The sequence below is a fragment of the Streptomyces sp. NPDC005533 genome, from assembly GCF_042871845.1.
Taxonomy (GTDB): Bacteria; Actinomycetota; Actinomycetes; order Streptomycetales; family Streptomycetaceae; genus Streptomyces.
Genome location: NZ_JBIAJH010000019.1, coordinates 128,979 through 148,393 on the forward strand (window position 1 = coordinate 128,979; position 19,415 = coordinate 148,393).

The window sequence follows — 19,415 nt, forward strand, 5'->3', positions numbered from 1 at the left end:
CCGGGAGCGGACCCGCAGGTCAGGTCAGGTCACGTCACCGTCGGCGAGAGCCGCAGGCAGGGCGGCCGTGTGCACCACGCTCAGGCCCGACACGGCGCGGGTGAGGCAGACGTACAGGCGGCGCAGGCCCGTGCGTTCGTCCGGCTCGCCGTCGACGATCGCGGCGGGCTCGTCCAGGACCACGTAGTCGTACTCCAGACCCTTCGCCAGCGAGGCCGGGACGAGGGTCAGACGGGACTCGGCCGTGGTCTCCTCGCCCGGCGACAGGTACGGCAGGTCCGCCGCCGTCAGGGCCTGCGCCAGGGCGGGGATCCGCGCGTCCGCCGCGATCAGGCCGATCGAGCCCTCGTGGGCGAGCGACGCGCGGCAGGTCGCCACCACGTCCGCCGTCAGGTCCGAGGTGTGCGCGACCAGCAGGGAGCCGGGGGTCTCGCGGACCGAGGAGACCGGGGCCAGGCCCGGGGAGATCGACGGCAGCAGCCGGGAGGCGTACGCGATCACCTCGCGCGGCACGCGGAAGCCCGCCGTCAGCTCCTCCAGCACCGCCTGCGGCTTGCCCAGGTGGGTCAGGGCCTCGTCCCAGCTGCGCGTGGCCCACGGGGTGGTGCCCTGCGCGAGGTCGCCGAGGACCGTCGCCGAGCCCGTCGTGCAGCGCCGGCCCACCGCCCGGTACTGCATCGGCGACAGGTCCTGGGCCTCGTCGACCACGACGTGACCCAGCGAGGGGGTGCGTTCCACCAGGTCCGCGGCCTCGTCGATCAGGACCAGGTCCGCCGCCGACCACTTCGCCGACTTCACGCTCCGGAACGGCTTCGGCCACAGGAGGAGCTTCTGCTCGTCCGCCGAGAGGACGTCGGCCGCGTGCAGCGCGAGGAAGTCGGGGTCGGACAGGAGGCGCAGCACCAGCTTCGCCGGCTCGACGGGCGGCCAGACCGCCTTCACCGCGGCCTTCACCGCCGGGTTGCGGGCCACCGCGTCCTGCACGCGGTCGTCCGGCGCCTCGCCCGCCTGCTCCATCCGTACGAGCACCGCGTGCGCGATGCGCTGCGGCAGCGCGTCCCGGGCCGCGCCGTAGCGGATGTCGCGCTGCTGCAGCTCCTCGACCATCTCGGCGATCTCGTACGCGGGCACCCGCCAGCGCCGCGAACCGCGCACCACCATCAGCGGCTCGGTCGGCGCGGTGACGTGCGAGCCGAGCGCGCGGCGCAGCACTTCCGCCATCCGGGCGTCGCCCTTGACCACGGCGGTTTCGGCGGCGTCCGTGCCGCGTACCTCCAGGCCCTCGCGGGCGACCAGGTCGTCGACGGTGGCCTGCTTGACCTCCAGCTCACCCAGGGCGGGCAGGACCTGCTCGATGTAGTGCAGGAAGGAACGGTTCGGCCCGATGACGAGCGTGCCCGTGCGGGCGAGGCGCTCGCGGTGCGCGTAGAGGAGGTAGGCGACACGGTGCAGGCCGACGGCGGTCTTCCCGGTGCCGGGACCGCCCTGCACGCAGACGGAACCGGACAGCCCGGAGCGGACGATCTCGTCCTGCTCCGGCTGGATCGTCGCGACGATGTCCCGCATGGGGCCGACGCGCGGACGCTCGATCTCCTGCTGGAGCAGCTTGCTGACGGCGGCGGCCTCGGCCGGGTCGGACAGGTGCTCGTCCTCGTACGCGGTCAGCTCGCCGCCGGTGTAGCCGAAGCGGCGGCGCAGCGAGATGTCCTGCGGGTCCTTCTTGGACGCCCGGTAGAACGGCTGGGAGACGGGCGCGCGCCAGTCGATGACCATCGGATCGCCGTCGGCGTCGTGGACGTGGCGGCGGCCGATGTAGAACTGCTCGCCCTCCGCGCCCTCGGCGAGCTCCGCGCCGGGCGCGTGCAGGTAGTTGAGGCGGCCGAAGAAGAGCGGGGTGTGCGAGAGGTCGGCGAGGGCCTTGATGCGGTCGTCGATCTGGGCCTGGAGGACGATCGCGTTGACCCAGTTCGCGGTGACGTCGCGGATGTCGAGGGCCTCGACGTCCTCGCGCATCGCGCGCAGGGCGGAGCGCGAGCGGGAGAGGTGGGCCCGTTCGCGGGCGAGCGGGTCGGACTCGGACTCGGGGGCGTGCGCGGGCACGGGACTGCCTCCAGCTGCTGGTGCGGAACAGAAGCCCGCCGGTTTCCAACCGGGGGGCGGCTCTCCCCGATGAGGCGGTGGGAGGCGGCAAGAGCGGAGATTGTAGCCACCGGGGCGGGGCGGCGCGAACGGATTTCGTCGTCCCGCACGGGACCCCCGTACGGGTGTCATACGGGGGAGTGTCATACCTGAGGGAGGGCCTCGGGGAGCGGCATGAGCCGGGAGGAGGAGGCCGTGGGGCCCGAGGTTCAGCCCCCAGGGCGATGTGACGCGCGCGGCGGAAAAGCACCATGGACACATGAGCACCGCAACCTTCACCCCGGTCCAGGGTGGCCGCCCGCGCGGCGCCACCGCTCTCTCCGACGCCCGTCCCACCCACCCCCTCGGCCGTGCGCTGCACGCGGCCAGGATCTTCGCCGCGGCGGCCGTGAGCGTCGTCGTCCTCGGCGAATACGCCGAGGACGCCGGCGTCATACGCCGCTGACCACTCCCGCCGCCCGCCCGTGGGGTGGTCGCGCTCGGACCGGGCGTGCGGCACGGTGCGTCGGGTGATCCACTAGGGTCACGCGCGTGACCCGGAGCCCTGCCCACAGCCGCTCGCCGTTGCCTTCCGCCGGCGTGCTGGTGACCGGGTCGCTGCTCGTGCTGGGCGTGCTCGGCGTCGCGCTGCGGGTGCCGGTGGCCGATGCCCTCCTCGACGGGTTCTGCGCCGCCGAGTGGCGTCCGTCCGACGCGTATCCGCCGTTCGCGGCGATCCTGTTCACACCGGCCGCCGGGCTGCCCGCCGGCGTACTGAAGGCCGTCCTCGTCCTCGGCGACGCCGGGCTGCTCGCCCTGCTGATCAGCCTGTCCTGGCGGCTCGCGGGACTGGCGGCCAGGCCAGGGCCCGTCCTGGCCGCCACCGTCGCCGGACTGTGGCTGGGGCCGCTGTTCCAGGCCCCGCTCCCCGGCCAGGTCAACCTGGCCCTCGCCTGCCTGGTCCTGTGGGACCTCGGCCGGCCCGGCGCCGCGCTCGGCAAGGGCTTCGCGCTGGGCATCGCCGCCGGGATCACCCTCACCCCGGCGGCTTTCGTCCCGTACCTGCTGGCGACCCGCCGCGTCCGGGCCGGACTGACCGCGCTGGCCGCCCTCGCCGGTACCGCGCTGCTCGGGCTGCTGGTCCTCCCGGAGGAGTCGGCCGCCTTCTGGACCCGCCGACTGCCCGCCGCCGCCGGCACCACCCCGCTGACGGACTGGCCGGCCCTGTGGGTCTGGTCCGTCCCCCTGCTGGCCCTGCTGATCGCCGCGGCCCGGGCCACGGCCGCCCCGGGCCGGCGGGACGCTCACCCGGCGTCCGTCAGTCGCTCGCCAGCAGCTCGTCGGCGTCCATGATCCGGTAGGCGTAGCCCTGTTCGGCCAGGAAGCGCTGGCGGTGCGCCGCGAAGTCCTGGTCGATTGTGTCGCGCGCGACGACCGAGTAGAAGCGGGCCTCGTGCCCGTCCGCCTTCGGACGCAGGACGCGGCCCAGGCGCTGCGCCTCCTCCTGGCGGGAGCCGAAGGTGCCCGACACCTGGATGGCGACCGTGGCCTCCGGCAGGTCGATGGAGAAGTTCGCGACCTTCGACACGACCAGCACGCTGATCTCGCCCTCGCGGAAGGCGTTGAAGAGCTTCTCGCGCTGCGCGTTGGAGGTCTCGCCCTTGATGACGGGGGCGTCCAGGTGCTCGCCGAGCTCGTCGAGCTGGTCGATGTACTGGCCGATGACGAGGGTCTGTTCGCCCTGGTGCTTGCGCACCAGCGCCTCCGTGACCTTCCGCTTCGTGGCGGTCGTCGCGCAGAAGCGGTACTTCTCCTCCGTCTCGGCGGTCGCGTACGCGAGCCGCTCCGACTCCGTCAGGTTGACGCGGACCTCGACGCAGTCCGCCGGCGCGATGTAGCCCTGCGCCTCGATCTCCTTCCACGGCGCGTCGAACCGCTTCGGCCCGATCAGCGAGAAGACGTCCGACTCGCGCCCGTCCTCGCGGACCAGCGTCGCGGTCAGGCCCAGCCGGCGGCGGGCCTGGAGGTCGGCGGTGAACTTGAAGACCGGCGCCGGCAGCAGGTGCACCTCGTCGTAGACGATCAGGCCCCAGTCCCGGGAGTCGAAGAGCTCCAGGTGTGGATAGACGCCCTTCCGCTTCGTCGTCAGGACCTGGTAGGTGGCGATCGTGACGGGCCGGATCTCCTTGCGGGTGCCGGAGTACTCGCCGATCTCCTCCTCCGTCAGCGAGGTCCGCTTGACCAGCTCGTGCTTCCACTGGCGGGCCGAGACGGTGTTCGTGACGAGGATCAGCGTGGTCGCCTTGGCCATCGCCATGGCCCCGGCGCCCACCAGCGTCTTGCCGGCGCCGCAGGGCAGCACGACCACGCCGGAGCCGCCGTGCCAGAAGCCCTCGACGGCCTGCTGCTGGTACGGGCGCAGCGCCCAGCCGTCCTCGGCCAGGTCGATCGCGTGCGCCTCGCCGTCGACGTACCCGGCGAGGTCCTCCGCCGGCCAGCCCAGCTTGAGCAGCGTCTGCTTGATCTGACCGCGCTCGGAGGGGTGCACGGCCACGGTGTCGGCGTCGAGCCGCGCGCCGACCAGCGGGGTGATCCGCTTGGACCGCAGGATCTCCTCCAGCACGGGCCGGTCGGTGCTGGTCAGGACCAGACCGTGCACGGGGTGCTTGGAGAGGGTGAGGCGGCCGTAGCGCGCCATCGTCTCGGCCACGTCGACGAGCAGCGCGTGGGGGACGGGGTAGCGGGAGTACTCGACGAGCGCGTCGACGACCTGCTCGGCGTCGTGCCCGGCGGCCCGGGCGTTCCACAGGCCGAGCGGGGTGATCCGGTAGGTGTGGATGTGCTCGGGGGCGCGCTCCAGCTCGGCGAACGGAGCGATGGCGCGCCGCGCGGCTCCGGCGAGCTCGTGGTCGACCTCGAGCAGGAGGGTCTTGTCGCTCTGGACGATGAGCGGTCCGTTCACGCGCGTCCCTTTCCGGCGGGGAGAGGGCCGCCCGGGGGCGGGCGGCCAAACCTCCAGTCTGCCGTATCCCCGGGCGGGGCGGGAGATTCTCCTGCGCCTCCGCCCCCACCCCGCGGGGCTCCGCCCCACACCCCGCGCCTCAATCGCCGGCGGGGCTTAAAGATCGGGGCTCCGCCCCGGGCCCCGCGCCTCAAACGCCGGCGGGGCTGAGTTTGCGCGGCGCAGCGGGACGGTGCGGCTCAAAGATCGGGGCTCCGCCCCGGACCCCGCGCCTCAATCGCCGGCGGGGCTGGATTTGGCGGCGTAGCTGGACGGTGCGGCTTACAGATCGGGGCTCCGCCCCGGACCCCGCGCCTCAATCGCCGGCGGGGCTGGATTGGCGGCGTAGCTGGACGGTGCGGCTTACAGATCGGGGCTCCGCCCCGGGCCCCGCGCCTCAAACGCCGGCGGGGCTGAATTTGCGCGGCTGGGCTGGATGGTGCGCAAGCAGCGGGTAGCAGGCTGGCCGGTTGGGGTGGGGGTGGGTGTGTGTCGGGGTGATCCCCGCAGGGTGCCAAACGCACTTCCGCCCAGCTCTCCGACACCCCGACACGTTTGGCGCCCGAGGAGACGCCCCGGCGCGCGCCCGCCCCCACCCCAACCGGCCCCCCGCCGACCCCGCCCAAGCGGCGCAGCCAACCGGCGCGAGCCCCGGCCGGGACTGCGGCCGAACGGGTCGTCGGTGCCGTCCGGCGACGTTGCGGCCGGATCATCGCGGACCGGCGTCATACGGTGGCCGTCGCTCACAGGCGACGTAAGAACGGACGCTCATGACGCAAGACCGACGGGACCAGGCGCTCATGCGTGCCGTCTCGGCCCCCGCCACCGTCACCACCGCCACCCACGACATCGGCCTGCTCGTGCTCCGGCTCGTCGTCGGGCTCAGCATGGTCGGCCACGGCACCATGAAGCTCTTCGGCTGGTTCGGCGGCCCGGGCCTCGACGCGACCGGCAAGGGCTTCACGATGGCCGGCTACCCCGCCGGGGACACCATGGCCGTCATCGCCGGCCTGTCCGAGACCCTCGGCGGTCTCGGGCTCGCCCTCGGCCTGCTCACCCCGCTCGCCGGCGCCGCCCTGATCGGCATCTTCATCAACGTCCTCGACGTCCGGGGGCTGAGCGCCTACTTCCCGCCCAAGGGCGTGGAACTCGAAGTGCTGCTGTTCGCCGGGGCCGTCGCCCTCACCCTCACCGGACCGGGCCGCTTCGCCGCCGACCACTACCTCCCGGTGCTGCGCGAGTCGCGGCCCCGCTTCGCCTGGGCCGGCGTGCTGTTGGGCGTCATCGCGGGATTCGTCGTCCTGCTCATCCGGGACTGACGGCTCCTCCCACGCCTCCCACGCCTCCCGCACTTCCCGCACTTCCCGCACCGAGGTGCTCCAGCGGGCCCGCCGGGTACGGCGTCTCCGCGGGGAGCAGCGCACGCGCCGCCTCGGTGTCGCCCGACCGCAGCAGGTCGTGGATGCGCCGGACCAGCGGGGTCACGTCGCGGATGGAGACCGTCCACTCGTCGGCGTACGCCCGCGAGGCCGGCCCGGACAGGCCCAGCTGGAGCGAGCGGTACGGCAGCGGGTTCAGGTGCAGGTCGCGCTCCGGGTCCCACTGGACCCGGGCCGGCGCCCCGCGCAGGGACTCCTGCCAGGCGGCCCGGTCCGCGTGCACCTCCGGCACGTAGTGGGAGAGGCAGGCCTCGCGCAGGGCCCGGTCGAAGCCCTCACGGGTGATCTCGACGGCCAGCACGGTCTCCTGGTCGACCTTGGTGGCCCAGCCGCAGCGGTACATCATCCACAGGAACGAGGGCTTGATCCACGTCATCCGCTCCCGCTTCCAGGCGGGCGGGAAGCGGCCGTCGCGGGCGGCCGGGGCCCCCAGGCTGGGGGCGTAGGCCTGGTAGACGGTGAGCGTCGTGTCGGTGTGCGCGGCGCGGATCCGGCGGGTGGGCGGTGGGGTGGGTACGGCGGACATGGCCCCAGCGTGCGGGATCGCCCGACGGCCGGCCAGCTGTTTTCCGCGCGGGCGCCGGGCCGGAGGCGCTAGATCTGGTCCTCCGCCAGTTCGGCCACGCCCGTGATGCGGTGGAGGGCGTAGGTGCGGACCTCGTCGGCCGTGTGGTCGTAGCCGGTGACGAAGCCGCCCTCCACGCGGACCGGGGCGATGACGCGTTGGCTGGCGGCGCCGTCCGCGTTCACGTAGCCGATCCACACCGCCGAGCCGGTCAGGGCCGCCGCCTGGACGGTCGCCAGGGTTTCCGCCGCGCTCGTGCGCGGGAGTTCGCCCGGTGCGCCCGCGGACGGCGCGGGCTCCTTGCGGACCGCCGTCGCCGCCAGGTCGCCCGCGCGGATCGCCCGTACCGCCGCCGCCAGCAGCGTCGCGTCCGGCACCGGCGGACCGTCCGGGACCGGTACGGGCGCCGAGCGGGCCGGTGCGCGATGGGCGTCGGCCCGCGCCACCAGCACGTCACCGGTCAGGGACTCCGCGGCCGGCGCGTATCCCATCGCCCGCAAACCCTCCAGCAGGGTGGTCGGTTCGGCTTGCGCGGCCAGGACCGTGGGGGCCAGGCGGCGCAGACCCAGCCCGGCCGAGCGCTTGTCGGCCAGGATCTCGCCCAGCATCGCGTCGTCGTCGCAGCGGACGTAGGAGGAGGCCGTGCCGACGCGCAGGTGGCCGTGGCGGCGGGCCACGTCGTCGATGAGGTAGGCCAGGGGCTGCGGGACCGGGGTGCGGCTGTGTTCCTTGAGGAAGGCGTGCAGGTCGGCGGCGGCATGCCCGGCGTCCAGGGCCCGGCGCACCGAACCGGGCGTGAAGCGGTACACCGTCGCCCCGCCCTTGGACTCCACGTCCGCCAGCACCGCCAGGGTGTCCCCGAGCGGCCGGCGCAGCGGGCCGGGGGCCACCGCCGTCAGGTCGGCCTGGAGCAGCACGTGGTCCACCGGCTCGGGAAGGAGGGGGGCCAGCAGCGGCGCCGGGTCCTCGTGCGCGAGCAGGGCCCGGCCGGGCCCGGACAGGGCGCCCCGGCCGGTCACGCCGAGGACCTCCGCCTCGGTCAGCGCCCAGCGCGCGAGGCGGGTGCGCAGGGCGCTCGTACCGCGTACGGGACGCTCCCACGCGAGCCGGTCCAGCACGGCCTCCGGGTCGGGGGACCCGCCCTCGGGCAGGGCGGCGAGGAGTTCCAGGACGCGCCGGCGCACCTCGGGCGCGGCGGAGCGGTCGAGGTCGGGTCCGAGCGCGGACAGCGTGCGCCCCTTGGCGTCCTGTTCGCCGACCAGACCGGACGTGCGGGTGGCCGGCAGCCAGGCCTGCGCCAGCGCCGACCAGCGGTCGGCGGGCGGCAGTTCGCACCAGTCGTCGAAGGCGGGCGTGGGCGCGTACCGCTCGTCCGCCTCCCCGTCGCCGGCCAGCAGTCCGGCGGCGTAGGCGAGTTCGATCCAGAAGGCCGCCGACTGCTCGCTCGTGTCCAGGGCGGCCGCGGCCCGCTTCAGGTCCCGTACCGCGAGCCCGCCGGCCCGCAGCACCAGCGGAGCGGCGTGCTCCCAGGACTTCACCAGCTCCTCGACGGTCGACAGCGCGGCCAGCGCCTGCCCGGCGGCGTTCGCGTCCACAAGCTGTGGACGGTGCTCGCGGTGCGCGGTCACCGGCGGGGCCACCGGCGCGGTGTCCCGGTGCGCGAGGCCGCCGCGCAGGTGGAGCGCCACCTCGCGGGGCAGTACGACGGTCCGCGCCGTCGCGGGCAGCAGCAGCCCGCGGTCGCGCAGCCAGCGCACCGGCGCGGTCGGTTGGGGGGTCACCTCCCCGTACGGCGGCCCCCACACGAGCCGCCCCAGCACCTGGTGCGCCTCGGCCGGAGCCTCGTCGAGCAGCGCGGACATCCGCTCCGGGTCGGTGAACAGCCCGGTCAGCGCCGAGACCGCGGACACCGGGTCGTGCGTCGGGGGCAGCCCGGCCGCCGCCACGATCTCCTGGATCCGGGTCGGCGACATGCCGGCGGTGGCCTCGGCGACCGTGGGCCCGAGGCCGGTCGGGGAGGGCCGCTGGGCGGAGGGCGCGAGCAGCTCGCGGGCGGTGCGCACGAGGCGCAGCCGGTCGTCGTCGCCCCACACCAGGGCCTGGTCGCGCAGGGCGCCCAGGGCGCGGGGGAGCGCGGCGCGGGCGCCGTTGTCCTCGCCGGTGGTGCCCTCCTCGCCGGTCAGCAGCGACTCCAGCACCGGGTACGGGCACGGGTCGGGGGCCACGGCGAGCGCCTCGGCCGTCTGCAGCGTGAAGCGGTCCAGACGCTCCAGCGCGCGCACCACCGACGCCCGGGTTCCGGCGCGGGTGGCCAGCTGCGTCACGTCGCCGGGCACCGGACCGAGCAGGTCCGGGCGGGCGTGCAGCAGCGCGGAGAGCGCCGCGTCGTCGCGGGCGCGCAGCGCCTCGGCGAGGGAGCGCGGGGCTCCGCTTCCGCCGGATCCCCCGGCAGTGCTTGCCTCGGGCACAGTCGCCTCCTGGTCGCGTCGGCCGGTCAGTCGGCCGGTCCCCATCCGGCCAACGGTATCCGCTGTGCCCGCGGCGGCTCCACGGGCGCACGCGCTACCTTTCGGGTGGGCGGTAGGGGAGGAGCCGGGGCATGGGGATCGAAAGCGACCATCTGGTCTACGAATATCTGAGCCGCGTCGGGGACTTGGCCCAGCAGCGGCAGCTTTCCTCCGGCGACCGGATGCGCCTGGTGGCGGGCCTGCGGGACGAGATCGACCGTCGGCGCGCCAAGTACGAACCGGAGACCCCGGCGGCCGTGCGCCGCATCCTGGAGCGGATCGGCACGCCGGAGGAGGTCGTGGACGGCCACGGCTCCCGGCCGGGCCCGGCCGCGCCCGCCCCGGAGTCCGCCCCGCAGTCCGGCGCGGTGTCCGGCCCGGGCGCATCGGTGCCGGCCCAGCGGGCTCCCGGGCGCCTGCGCCGCCCGGGCGCGCCCGCGGCGCGGCCGGCGGCGGAGCCCGTGAACGTGCCGCCGCACCTGGCCGGGCTCGACGAGCTGGGCCCGTCCGGCGGGGCCGAGCCCGAGTGGTGGCGGATGTCGCCGGGCGTGTACGGATCGGGTCCGCAGGTCGACGGCTTCGTCGGCGGCATCGAGAGGCCGGACCTGTTCGAGGAGGAGGAGCGGCAGGAGGCGGGCAAGGAGGCGCAGGACGTGCCCGGGCCGCCGCCTTCGGGTGCGCGCGGCCTCGTACGGTTCCTGCGCGAGCGGCGGCGGGCCAGGAAGGAGGCCGCCGGCGCGGGCGGCCGGGCGGAGGGGGCGGGCGCGGCGCCGGCCCGGCCGCGTCCGAACGCCTTCCTGCTGCTGGCCGCGGCCGTGCTCGTCGTCGGCGCGGTCACCGGGTACTGGCTGCTGCTGGTCATCGGCTGGCTCCTGCCGTACGCCTCGCGGGTGCTGCGGCCGGCCGAGCGGAAGTGGGCCGTCTTCGGGCCGCCCGGCGTGGTCCTCGCGGGGGCGGGGGTGTGGCTGTGGGGCCGGATGAACGGCAAGTGGGGCGAGACGCTCGCCGACGAGCAGCTGAGCGGGGCCGTGCAGGGCATGTGGCCGTGGCTGCTGCGGGGGGCCGCCGCCGCCTCCGTGCTCTACCTGGTCTGGCGCGCCCGCCGCCGCTGAGGGCGGGGCCGGACAGGTCGCCCACGGCGCGAAAGGGTGCGGCGACCCGACGGGTTCGTTCCCCCGTGGTTGCCCCGGGGTCGGCCCCCTGTCACCCTGCCTCGGCACAATGGCCCGTATGAACCTCACCGTCGGCTTCGACCTCGACATGACCCTCATCGACTCCCGTCCGGGCATCCGGGCCGCCTACCGGGCCCTGTCGGCCGAGACGGGCACGTTCATCGACGCCGACGAGGCGGTCACGCGACTGGGCCCGCCGCTGGAGGAGGAGCTCGCGTACTGGTTCCCGGAGGCCGAGATCCCGGCCATGACCGAGCGCTACCGCGAGATCTACCCCACCTACGCCATCGAGCCGACCCCGGCGATGCCGGGCGCCCGCGAGGCGATCGAGGCCGTCCAGGCGCTCGGCGGCCGCGCGATCGTCGTCACCGCCAAGCACGAGCCCAACGCCCGGCTGCACCTGGCGCACCTCGGCATCGAGCCGGACGCGGTCATCGGCTGGCTCTGGGCGGAGGCCAAGGCCGGCGCGCTGCGCGAGTACGGCGCACAGGTCTACGTCGGCGACCACGTCGGCGACGTGCGCGGGGCCCGTACGGCCGGCGCGCTGTCCGTGGCGGTGCCGACAGGGCCGTGCCCGGAGCCCGAACTGCGCGCGGCGGGCGCGGACGTGGTGCTGCCCGACCTCACCGCGCTCCCGGACTGGCTCGCCGCGTACGTCGCAGCGCAGCCGGTGCGGGCCGGCTCAGGCCTGTGAGGCCCGGGCCGCCTTGCGCTGGGCCGCGGCCGAGCGCAGGACGCCCGCCGCGGAGATGGCGAAGCCGACGCCCATGAGCATGCACACCGCCCACGCGTACGGCGGGAACGGATCGACGTCCAGGAACAGCGGGGCCATCGTGGCCAGCGTGGCCACGGCCCCGGCGATGAACACGATGCCGCCGGCCTTGACCAGCCCGTCGCCGGGCCGCGCTTCGTCGGAATGAGGAGTAACAGTCACCCCACCAGGGTAGTTCCCTGGCCGAAGGCAGCCGACGGTGAAGGACCGGGGAACGTCTTGTCACCCGGCCCCCGACCATTAGCCTTGAGGTGGCGGGTCACCCATGGCCCGCTGCGCTGTTGTCCGGAGCCGTTCACGGCCCTTCGGACCCCGACGAGCACAAGGACAGAGGACGGACGTGCCTACCGGCAAGGTCAAGTGGTTCAACAGTGAGAAGGGCTTCGGCTTTCTCTCCCGCGACGACGGCGGCGACGTCTTCGTCCACTCGTCGGTGCTCCCTGCCGGGGTCGACGCCCTCAAGCCCGGCCAGCGCGTCGAATTCGGTGTCGTCGCGGGACAGCGCGGTGACCAGGCACTTTCGGTGACGGTACTGGACCCGGCGCCGTCCGTCGCGGCGGCGCAGCGCCGCAAGCCCGACGAGCTCGCCTCGATCGTGCAGGACCTCACGACCCTGCTGGAGAACATCACCCCGATGCTGGAGCGCGGCCGCTACCCCGACAAGGTGCACGGCACGAAGATCGCCGGTCTGCTGCGCGCGGTGGCCGACCAGCTCGACGTCTGACCTCCGTACGCACGCCAGCGCCCCGCCACTCGAAAGAGCGGCGGGGCGCGGTCGTGCGCAGGGCGGCCGCGGCTACGGGAAGGCCAGGGCGTCGGGCGCGATGGCCGGCACGAGTCCCTCCGCGGCCGCCCGGGTCAGCAGGCCGCGCACCGCCGCGTAGCCCGAATCGCCTAGGTCGGCGGTGAACTCGTTGACGTACAGCCCGATGTGCTGGTCGGCGACGGCGGGGTCCAGCTCCTGCGCGTGCGCGCGCACGTACGGGCGGGAGGCCTCCGGGTCGTCCCAGGCCATCCGGACCGACGTACGGGCCGACTCGGCCAGCTCGCGCAGCCGCCGCGCACCCAGCGTGCGCTTCGCGATGATCGCGCCGAGCGGGATCGGCAGGCCGGTCGTGGACTCCCAGTGCTCGCCCATGTCGGCCAGGCGGTGCAGCCCGTAGTCCTGGTAGGTGAACCGGGCCTCGTGGATGACCAGTCCGGCGTCCACCCGGCCGTCGCGGACGGCCGGCATGATCTCGTGGAACGGCAGGACGACCACCTTGCCGACGCCCTCGGGCAGGACGTCCGCCGCCCACAGCCGGAACAGCAGGTAGGCGGTGGAGCGTTCGCTCGGCACCGCGACCGTCTTCCCCGTCAGGTCCAGGCCCGGCTCCCGGGTCAGGACCAGCGGGCCGCAGCCGCGCCCGAGCGCACCGCCGCACGGCAGCAGCGCGTACTCCTCCAGCACCCAGGGCAGCACGGCGTACGACACCTTCAGCACGTCCAGCTCGCCGCGCTCGGCCATGCCGTTGGTGAGGTCGATGTCCGCGAAGGTGACGTCGAGGGCGGGCGCGCCCGGGACCCGGCCGTGCGCCCAGGCGTCGAAGACGAACGTGTCGTTCGGACAGGGCGAATAGGCGATCTTCAGCGGTTCACCGGTGATCGTGCTCATGGCGTTCTCCCCAGGTCGCGAGTACGGGCCCCAGCACGCGGAAGCCGGCGGTGAGCGCGGTGAGCGCGTCCCCGATCCGCCAGGCGGCACGGTCGCGCGGGCCCACGGTGTTGGAGACGGCGCGGATCTCCAGTACGGGCAGCCCGTGCGCGGCCGCCGCCTCCGCGACGCCGAAGCCCTCCATGGCCTCGGCCCCGGCCATCGGGTGCCGGGCGGCGAGCTCGGCGGCCCGGGCGGCGGTCCCGGTGACCGTGGAGACGGTCAACACGGGCGCGAGCAGCGCCCCGGTCGCCTCGGCGGCGCGCGCGGCGAGCTCGGTGGGCGGCAGGTGCACGGCGTGCCCGAAGCCCAGCGCGCTCACGTCCACGAAACCCTCGGGGGTCTCGGCGCCCAGGTCGGCGGCGACGATCGCGTCCGCGACCACCAGGGAGCCGAGCGGGGCGGCGGGCTCGAAGCCGCCGCCGATGCCGGCGCAGACGACGAGGTCGTACGTGCCGAGGGCCAGGGCGGTGGCGGTGCCGGCGGCGGCCGCCGCCGGCCCGACGCCCCCGACGAGCACGTCGAAGGCGATGCCCGGAAGGTCCCGGCGGGTGATGGGGTACCCGCCGGGAAGCGTGCGCGGCTCAGGACCGGGAGAGTCCGGATGAGGGGTCAGACCGGTGGTGACGGAATCGGCCTCCGCCACCACCGCGGTCACGACGAGCGCGCGCACCGGTGCCGTCCGGTTACTTGAGCTTGAGGTTGAAGGACCAGACGGCGAGCGGCTTGCCGTCCTCGCCGATCTGCAGGAACGCCAGCTTCTTCGAGGCGGGGGCCTCGCCCTGGCCGCCGGTCGCGAAGACGTCGGCGCCCGGGAAGCTGCGGTACGTGTTCGAGGAGGGCTCGGTGATCGGCTGGCCGTCGAGCACCGCCGACCAGCGCTTGCCGTCCTCGACGACCTCCGGCTCGACCCCGAGGCGCAGGGTCTCGCCACGGGCGTACTCGATGGTCTTGGGGTCCTTGAGGTTGGTCAGGCAATCCTGGACCTTCTCCATGGACAACGGCTCCTTGCCGCCGTGGCAGGAGGCTTCGGTGGACACCGACGAGGTGCCGACCGTCACGGTCGCCAGCGGTGTCGGCTTTTCCTCCCCACAGGCGGAGAGGAGGAGGAGGCCGGCGGACACGGCTCCGAGGGCCGCGACGCTGCGGCGGGCCCTACCCGAGAAAAGCGGTGCGGTCATGAGCCGAAGGCTATCGGGCCCCTGGGCTGCGCTGCTGCATGGGGTACCCGTGGCCTGCGGCGCGGCGCATTGTCCGGCTGCGGCGCTGTTGCGGGGGCGCTGCCCCCGAGCCCCCGCGCCTCAAACGCCGGCGGGGCTGGATTTTCCGGCCCGCCCGGCGTTTGGGGGCACGGGCGCGAAGCGCACGTACGGGGTGCGGGGCGCAGCCCCGGCAGTGGTGGTGCGTCAGGCGACCCGGGGGTGGGAGGCGCTGTGGTGGCCGGGCGCGGAGGCGACACCGCGCAGGGCCATCGTCGTGCCGAGGGCGACGATGGCCGCGGCGACGGACATGCCGAGTACGCCGTTCAGCGGCAGGGCGATGCCGATCGCGCCGCCCAGCACCCACGCCACCTGGAGCAGCGTCTCCGAACGGGCGAACGCCGACGTGCGCACCGCTTCGGGGACGTCCCGCTGGATCATCGCGTCCAGCGAGAGCTTCGCCAGCGCCTGGCAGAAGCCCGCCGTCGCGCCCAGCACGGCCATGAACAGCCCGCTGAAGAAGATCGCCGCGAGCACCGCCACCCCGAGCGTGAGACACAGCACCGACGCGATGATGGCCTCGGGCGCCCTTGCCCGCAGCCAGGCGCCCACCGCCGTCCCGCAGGCGTTGCCGACGCCCGCCGAGACGCCCACGATGCCCAGCGACACCGCCGCGCTCTGCCCCGCCAGCGGATGCTCGCGCAGCAGGAACGCCAGGAAGAAGATCAGGAACCCGGACAGCGCGCGCATCGCGGCGTTCGCCAGCAGCCCGCACAGCACCGAGCGGCTGACCGTGCGCAGCCCCGGCCGCTTCGAGTGCGCCTCGTGCGTGGACAGCCGCGCCCGGCGCTCGCCCTTCGCCTCGTCGACGCGGTGCGGCAGCGTGAACGCCGCGAAGGCCCCCCACACGAAGATGGCGCAGGCCCCGTACAGCGGCCACTGCGGCCCGATCGAGTTCAGTCCGGCGCCCACCGGCGCCGCCACGCCCGTGGCCAGCAGCCCGGCCAGGGTGACCCGCGAGTTCGCCTTGACGAGGGAGAACTTCGGTGGCAGCAGTCTCGGCACCACCGCGCTGCGCACGACCCCGTACGACTTGGAGGCGACCAGCACGCCCAGGGCCGCCGGATACAGCTGGATCCCCCCGGTCTCCACGGCACCCGACATGATCAGCGCCAACAGCGCCCGGGCCAGCATCGCGGCCGCCATCGAGGCCCGGCGGCCGTGCGGCAGCCGGTCCAGCAGCGGCCCGATCACGGGAGCCAGCAGGGTGAAGGGGGCCATCGTGATCGCCAGGTACAGGGCCACCCGGCCGCGCGCCTCGTCCGTGGGCACGGAGAAGAACACCGTCGAGGCCAGCGCCACGGTGATCATCATGTCGCCGGCGCCGTTGATGGCGTGCAGCTCGATCAGCTTGCCGAGGCCCGATTCCCCCGCCCCGTGCGCGTGCGTGGCCCGCCGGATCCCGCGCGCCGTACCCGTGAACGGAAGGTGCAGGGCACGCCCGACAGCCCGGCCGGCCCGCCTGGCCGGTCCCGAGCCGTCGTCGGACGACCGTGCGGGTGCCACACTCGACATAGTGCCCCACCCGGCCCTCGTGGGCGCCTCCCGGCGCGTCGCGGAGCCGGTGGCTTGTCCGCGAATCGGACCTTGCATGTGTGCCCGAGGCTTAAGAGGAGGTAGCGTGCGTAGCGCGCCACCGGCGGTTGCTCCTGGCCGCGCGCCTCTTCGTGATCCCGCAGAATGGGTTGCAGTGAGGTGCGCCCGGAGTCCGATCGGGTGCGGACGTCGACGCGGCCCTCTGGTCCGCTCCGCCCGCGCCACGTACGGACAGCACCGACGGGTCGTTGTGGACGACAGTACGGACGGCGCACACGTGAGACGGCGTAGGAGAGAACGAGACCAGTGAGTGCTGCGACGACGCGAAGCCGTACCCCGCGTACCCCCGACCGCCTGTGCGTCGAGGCGGTAGAACTCGCCCGCGCGGCGGCCGAAGAGGCCGCCTTCCCCGGAGTGGTGGGCGCGCACGTCTCCGCCGTGGCGGAGGGCGACCGCGTCGTCACCCACTTCTTCGAGTCCAAGGAACCGGGCTACCGGGGCTGGCGCTGGGCCGTCACCGTGACCCGCGCCTCCCGCGCGAAGAACGTCACGCTCGACGAAACGGTGCTGCTGCCCGGCGACGACGCCCTGCTGGCCCCCGAGTGGGTGCCGTGGAGCGAGCGGCTGCGCCCCGGCGACATGGGGCCCGGCGACCTGCTGCCCACCGACGCCGAGGACCTGCGCCTGGAGCCGGGCTGGTCGGGCGAGGACGCCCCGCCGCCGAACTCGGTGGTCTCCACCGAGATGGCCGAACTGGTCGAGGCCGAGGACGCCGACGTCACCGACCGCGCGGTGGTCCCCGTACGGGGCTCCATCACGTCCGTCGCCGAGGAGCTGGGCATGCGCCGGGCGCGCGTGCTGTCGCGGTACGGGCTGCACAGCGCGGCCGACCGCTGGGACGAGAACTTCGGCGCGAAGACCCCGATGGCGCAGGCCGCGCCCGCGTCCTGTGTCTCCTGCGGCTTCCTCGTCGCGATCGGCGGCTCGCTCGGCCAGGCCTTCGGTGTCTGCGCGAACGAGTTCAGCCCGGCCGACGGCCGTCTGGTGTCGCTGTCCTACGGCTGCGGAGGCCACTCGGAGGCCGCGGTCATGCCGACGCCGCTGCGGCCCGCTCCGCCGGTGCTCGACTCGATGGCCTCGGACGAGTTCACCCTGCGGCCGCCCGTCTCCGAGGACACCGGCTCGGTCCCGGTCTCCGGCCTCCCGGCCGAGGACCTCGGCCACTCGTAAGGCCGCGCCGCCGCGGCCGGGCCGCCGCCGGCCCGGCGGCGTACCCTCGCCCCATGGGGGACACGGGCTCGTACACGGACATGGTGGGAATGACCGGCCGGGTGACCGGGACGGTCGGGCCGGGCCTCGTCGGCGAGGTGATCGTACGGATCCGGGGCGGGGCGGAACACTTCCTCGCCCACCCGGTCCACGGCACCGGCCGGCTGGCCGTCGGCACGGTGGTGACGGTGGTCGAGTACCAGCCGCCGCGCACGGTGTACGTGATGGCGGCCTACGACAGCTGAGACGGCCGCCACCCCCGTACGACCTGTGCGTATCAAGATGGCGACAAGAACGACCCCCCGTCTTCACGCCGGGTCGCGGCAGGCGCAGACTCGCCCTCGTCGGTGCCGAACGGCACTGGAACAAAGGGGGCGTTGCCGATGGCTATCGGCGTCGTGGCGGGAATCGTTCTCGCCGCAATCGTGGCCGCGATAGGCCTGTTCAAGCTCATGTGGCGGGTGGCCGAGCCCAACGAGGCACTCGTCATCTCCGGTTCCACGCACAAGACCGAGGGTGTCGGTCAGGGCATGGGGTTCCGGATCGTCACCGGGCGCGGAACGCTCGTCCTGCCGGGGGTGCAGGCCGTGCGCAAACTGTCCCTGGACCTCAACGAGACGCAGCTGTCGGTGGACTGCGTCACCCACCAGGGCATCCCGCTCCGGGTCAAGGGCGTGGTCATCTTCAAGGTCGGCGACGACCTGGTGTCGATCGCCAACGCGGCCCGCCGCTTCCTCGACCAGCAGAAGATGATGCCCGAGCGGGTGCACATCGTCTTCGCGGGCCATCTGCGCTCCATCGTGGGCGGGTTGACCGTCGAGGACATGATCCGCGACCGCGAGAAGCTGACGGGCCAGACCCGGATGGCCTGCGGCACCGAGATGGAGAAGCTCGGCCTGATCGTCGACTCGCTGCAGATCCACGAGATCGAGGACCCGACCGGCTACATCAAGAACCTGGCGATGCCGCACGCGGCCGCCGTGCAGCGGGACGCGCGGATAGCCCAGGCCGAGGCGAACCGGCTGGCCACGGAGGCCGAACAGGCCGCCTTCGCCCGGATGGCGGAGGCCACGCGCGACAGCGAGATCCTGCAGGCCGGCTACCAGGCCGAACGCGACAAGGCGGCGGCGACGGCCCGTCAGGCGGGTCCGCTGTCCGAGGCGGCCGCCCGGCAGGAGGTCGTCGTCCAGGAGACCCGCGTCGCGGAGCTGGAGGCGCACCGGCGCGAGCAGCAGCTGCAGGCGGACGTACGCAAGCCCGCGGACGCGGCGGCGTACGAGACGCGGACCCGGGCGGAGGCCGAGCGCGACGCGCGGATCTCGGCGGCGCAGGCGAAGGCCAAGGAGACGGAGCTCGCGGCGGCCGCGGAGGCCACGCGGGTGACGACGGCGGCGACCGCGGACGCGACGGCCACGGAGGCGCGCGGTCTGGCGTCGGCGAAGGCGACGCGGGCGACGGGTGAGGCCGAGGCGGCGGCGACGCAGGCGCGGGGCCTCGCGGAGGCCGAGTCGGCCAAGGCGCGCGGCCTGGCCGAAGCCGAAGCGATCAAGGCACGGGCCGCCGCGCTGGCGGAGAACCAGGAAGCGGTGGTCGCGCAGCAGCTGGCCGAGAACTGGCCGGCGATCGTGGAGGCCGGCGCGGGCGCCTTCGGGAACGTGGAGCACATGGTGCTGCTGAACGGGGCCGAGGGCATGTCGGAGATGTTCGCCAAGGCCCTGACGATGGGCGGCACGGGCCTGGGCGTGGCCCGCCAGCTCCTGGCCTCGATGGGCCAGGCCCCTGCGGGTGGCTCCGCCGGCCCCGCGGTGAACGGCCGCGTCCCGATCCGGGAGGAGTAGCTCCGCGCACGGTCGGGTGCGGCGCCTCGTCCGGGGGCTCCGCCCCCGCACCCCCGCGCAGCGGCATATCCAGCCCCTCCGGCGTTTGAGGAGCGGGGTCTGGGGCGGAGCCCCAGCAGCGGCGCGAGCGCCGAAGTGCGTGGTCAGTGCGGCGCCGCGGTGGGGGGGCCGCCCCCCCCCCCCCCCCCCCCCCAAACCCGCCGGGGGGGGGGGGGGGGGGGGGCCCCCCATGCGCGGGCCCCCGCG

18 protein-coding genes are annotated in these 19,415 nt (G+C 74.5%); 9 read left to right on the forward strand and 9 right to left on the reverse strand.

Annotation, left to right across the window (positions count from 1 at the left end; genetic code table 11):
• Nucleotides 1-24 precede the first annotated feature (24 nt).
• Nucleotides 25-2,100 carry a HelD family protein gene (locus ACFYP3_RS20785; RefSeq protein ID WP_388834447.1) on the reverse strand — a complete coding sequence of 692 codons (2,076 nt, stop codon included), beginning with the start codon at nucleotides 2,098-2,100 and terminating at the stop codon, nucleotides 25-27.
• 298 nt (nucleotides 2,101-2,398) lie between these two features.
• Between ACFYP3_RS20785 and ACFYP3_RS20790 the strand changes: the two genes are divergently transcribed.
• Both ACFYP3_RS20790 and ACFYP3_RS20795 read left to right on the forward strand, forming a co-directional pair.
• The gene (locus ACFYP3_RS20790) at nucleotides 2,399-2,584 is read left to right on the forward strand and encodes a hypothetical protein (protein ID WP_388834449.1); all 186 of its coding nucleotides are present in this window, start codon (nucleotides 2,399-2,401) and stop codon (nucleotides 2,582-2,584) included.
• A gap of 86 nt (nucleotides 2,585-2,670) precedes the next feature.
• On the forward strand, nucleotides 2,671-3,471 hold the full coding sequence (locus ACFYP3_RS20795; RefSeq protein ID WP_388834451.1) for a glycosyltransferase family 87 protein: 801 nt from the start codon (nucleotides 2,671-2,673) through the stop codon (nucleotides 3,469-3,471).
• Here ACFYP3_RS20795 and ACFYP3_RS20800 read toward each other — a convergent pair.
• Nucleotides 3,437-5,080, reverse strand: coding sequence for a DNA repair helicase XPB (locus ACFYP3_RS20800; protein WP_362813946.1), 1,644 nt, complete (start codon nucleotides 5,078-5,080; stop codon nucleotides 3,437-3,439). The two genes, ACFYP3_RS20795 and ACFYP3_RS20800, sit on opposite strands and share 35 nt — an antisense overlap.
• An 809-nt stretch (nucleotides 5,081-5,889) precedes the next feature.
• On the opposite strand from ACFYP3_RS20800, the gene ACFYP3_RS20805 reads away from it, so the two are divergent.
• Nucleotides 5,890-6,438, forward strand: a complete 549-nt coding sequence (locus ACFYP3_RS20805; RefSeq protein ID WP_388834455.1) for a DoxX family protein — start codon at nucleotides 5,890-5,892, stop codon at nucleotides 6,436-6,438.
• On the opposite strand, the gene ACFYP3_RS20810 is transcribed toward ACFYP3_RS20805, so the two are convergent.
• Together ACFYP3_RS20810 and ACFYP3_RS20815 are read right to left on the reverse strand one after the other, a co-directional pair.
• Complete coding sequence (locus ACFYP3_RS20810) at nucleotides 6,425-7,084, reverse strand: DUF4291 domain-containing protein (protein WP_388834457.1); 660 nt, start codon at nucleotides 7,082-7,084, stop codon at nucleotides 6,425-6,427. The genes ACFYP3_RS20805 and ACFYP3_RS20810 overlap by 14 nt on opposite strands.
• A gap of 68 nt (nucleotides 7,085-7,152) precedes the next feature.
• Nucleotides 7,153-9,636: a helicase-associated domain-containing protein gene (locus tag ACFYP3_RS20815; protein ID WP_388834460.1), complete on the reverse strand. Its 2,484-nt coding sequence runs from the start codon at nucleotides 9,634-9,636 to the stop codon at nucleotides 7,153-7,155.
• An 86-nt stretch (nucleotides 9,637-9,722) separates the two neighbouring features.
• Here ACFYP3_RS20815 and ACFYP3_RS20820 point away from each other — a divergent pair, with 86 nt between their 5' ends.
• Complete coding sequence (locus tag ACFYP3_RS20820; RefSeq protein WP_388834463.1) at nucleotides 9,723-10,742, forward strand: hypothetical protein; 1,020 nt, start codon at nucleotides 9,723-9,725, stop codon at nucleotides 10,740-10,742.
• 109 nt (nucleotides 10,743-10,851) lie between these two features.
• A complete protein-coding gene (locus ACFYP3_RS20825) occupies nucleotides 10,852-11,496 on the forward strand; it encodes an HAD family hydrolase (protein ID WP_388834466.1) in 645 nt (214 codons plus the stop codon).
• On the opposite strand, the gene ACFYP3_RS20830 is transcribed toward ACFYP3_RS20825, so the two are convergent.
• Nucleotides 11,485-11,736 (reverse strand): hypothetical protein, encoded by a 252-nt coding sequence (locus ACFYP3_RS20830; protein WP_385816887.1) that lies wholly within the window; start codon nucleotides 11,734-11,736, stop codon nucleotides 11,485-11,487. The two genes, ACFYP3_RS20825 and ACFYP3_RS20830, sit on opposite strands and share 12 nt — an antisense overlap.
• A gap of 178 nt (nucleotides 11,737-11,914) precedes the next feature.
• Between ACFYP3_RS20830 and ACFYP3_RS20835 the strand changes: the two genes are divergently transcribed.
• On the forward strand, nucleotides 11,915-12,298 hold the full coding sequence (locus ACFYP3_RS20835; protein WP_030012939.1) for a cold-shock protein: 384 nt from the start codon (nucleotides 11,915-11,917) through the stop codon (nucleotides 12,296-12,298).
• 72 nt (nucleotides 12,299-12,370) lie between these two features.
• On the opposite strand, the gene ACFYP3_RS20840 is transcribed toward ACFYP3_RS20835, so the two are convergent.
• The 4 genes from ACFYP3_RS20840 to ACFYP3_RS20855 form a co-directional block, all read right to left on the reverse strand.
• Nucleotides 12,371-13,228 carry a 1,4-dihydroxy-6-naphthoate synthase gene (locus ACFYP3_RS20840; protein ID WP_388834470.1) on the reverse strand — a complete coding sequence of 286 codons (858 nt, stop codon included), beginning with the start codon at nucleotides 13,226-13,228 and terminating at the stop codon, nucleotides 12,371-12,373.
• Nucleotides 13,209-13,940 carry a futalosine hydrolase gene (locus tag ACFYP3_RS20845; RefSeq protein WP_388834472.1) on the reverse strand — a complete coding sequence of 244 codons (732 nt, stop codon included), beginning with the start codon at nucleotides 13,938-13,940 and terminating at the stop codon, nucleotides 13,209-13,211. Before ACFYP3_RS20845 ends, ACFYP3_RS20840 begins: the two co-directional genes overlap by 20 nt.
• A gap of 13 nt (nucleotides 13,941-13,953) precedes the next feature.
• Nucleotides 13,954-14,448: a DUF2771 domain-containing protein gene (locus ACFYP3_RS20850; RefSeq protein ID WP_388834474.1), complete on the reverse strand. Its 495-nt coding sequence runs from the start codon at nucleotides 14,446-14,448 to the stop codon at nucleotides 13,954-13,956.
• A gap of 225 nt (nucleotides 14,449-14,673) precedes the next feature.
• Entirely contained in the window at nucleotides 14,674-16,041 is a 1,368-nt protein-coding gene (locus ACFYP3_RS20855) for an MFS transporter (RefSeq protein ID WP_388834476.1), read from the reverse strand.
• Between the two features lie 327 nt (nucleotides 16,042-16,368).
• On the opposite strand from ACFYP3_RS20855, the gene ACFYP3_RS20860 reads away from it, so the two are divergent.
• The 3 genes from ACFYP3_RS20860 to ACFYP3_RS20870 all read left to right on the forward strand — a co-directional run bounded on the left by ACFYP3_RS20860 (nucleotide 16,369) and on the right by ACFYP3_RS20870 (nucleotide 19,169).
• A complete protein-coding gene (locus ACFYP3_RS20860) occupies nucleotides 16,369-17,292 on the forward strand; it encodes a DUF3027 domain-containing protein (protein WP_388834479.1) in 924 nt (307 codons plus the stop codon).
• Nucleotides 17,293-17,372: 80 nt separating this feature from the next.
• The gene (locus tag ACFYP3_RS20865; RefSeq protein ID WP_388834502.1) at nucleotides 17,373-17,576 is read left to right on the forward strand and encodes a hypothetical protein; all 204 of its coding nucleotides are present in this window, start codon (nucleotides 17,373-17,375) and stop codon (nucleotides 17,574-17,576) included.
• Nucleotides 17,577-17,714: 138 nt separating this feature from the next.
• Complete coding sequence (locus tag ACFYP3_RS20870) at nucleotides 17,715-19,169, forward strand: SPFH domain-containing protein (RefSeq protein WP_362815231.1); 1,455 nt, start codon at nucleotides 17,715-17,717, stop codon at nucleotides 19,167-19,169.
• Nucleotides 19,170-19,415: the final 246 nt, after the last annotated feature.

Bases quoted from the DNA above. Each gene is read 5' to 3' on its own strand.
- ACFYP3_RS20790 (WP_388834449.1), top strand. From the start codon at position 2,399: ATGAGCACCGCAACCTTCACCCCGGTCCAGGGTGGCCGCCCGCGCGGC.
- ACFYP3_RS20805 (WP_388834455.1), top strand. From the start codon at position 5,890: ATGACGCAAGACCGACGGGACCAGGCGCTCATGCGTGCCGTCTCGGCC.
- ACFYP3_RS20810 (WP_388834457.1), bottom strand. From the start codon at position 7,084: ATGTCCGCCGTACCCACCCCACCGCCCACCCGCCGGATCCGCGCCGCG.
- ACFYP3_RS20815 (WP_388834460.1), bottom strand. From the start codon at position 9,636: ATGGGGACCGGCCGACTGACCGGCCGACGCGACCAGGAGGCGACTGTG.
- ACFYP3_RS20820 (WP_388834463.1), top strand. From the start codon at position 9,723: ATGGGGATCGAAAGCGACCATCTGGTCTACGAATATCTGAGCCGCGTC.
- ACFYP3_RS20825 (WP_388834466.1), top strand. From the start codon at position 10,852: ATGGCCCGTATGAACCTCACCGTCGGCTTCGACCTCGACATGACCCTC.
- ACFYP3_RS20840 (WP_388834470.1), bottom strand. From the start codon at position 13,228: ATGAGCACGATCACCGGTGAACCGCTGAAGATCGCCTATTCGCCCTGT.
- ACFYP3_RS20850 (WP_388834474.1), bottom strand. From the start codon at position 14,448: ATGACCGCACCGCTTTTCTCGGGTAGGGCCCGCCGCAGCGTCGCGGCC.
- ACFYP3_RS20855 (WP_388834476.1), bottom strand. From the start codon at position 16,041: ATGTCGAGTGTGGCACCCGCACGGTCGTCCGACGACGGCTCGGGACCG.
- ACFYP3_RS20865 (WP_388834502.1), top strand. From the start codon at position 17,373: ATGGTGGGAATGACCGGCCGGGTGACCGGGACGGTCGGGCCGGGCCTC.
- ACFYP3_RS20870 (WP_362815231.1), top strand. From the start codon at position 17,715: ATGGCTATCGGCGTCGTGGCGGGAATCGTTCTCGCCGCAATCGTGGCC.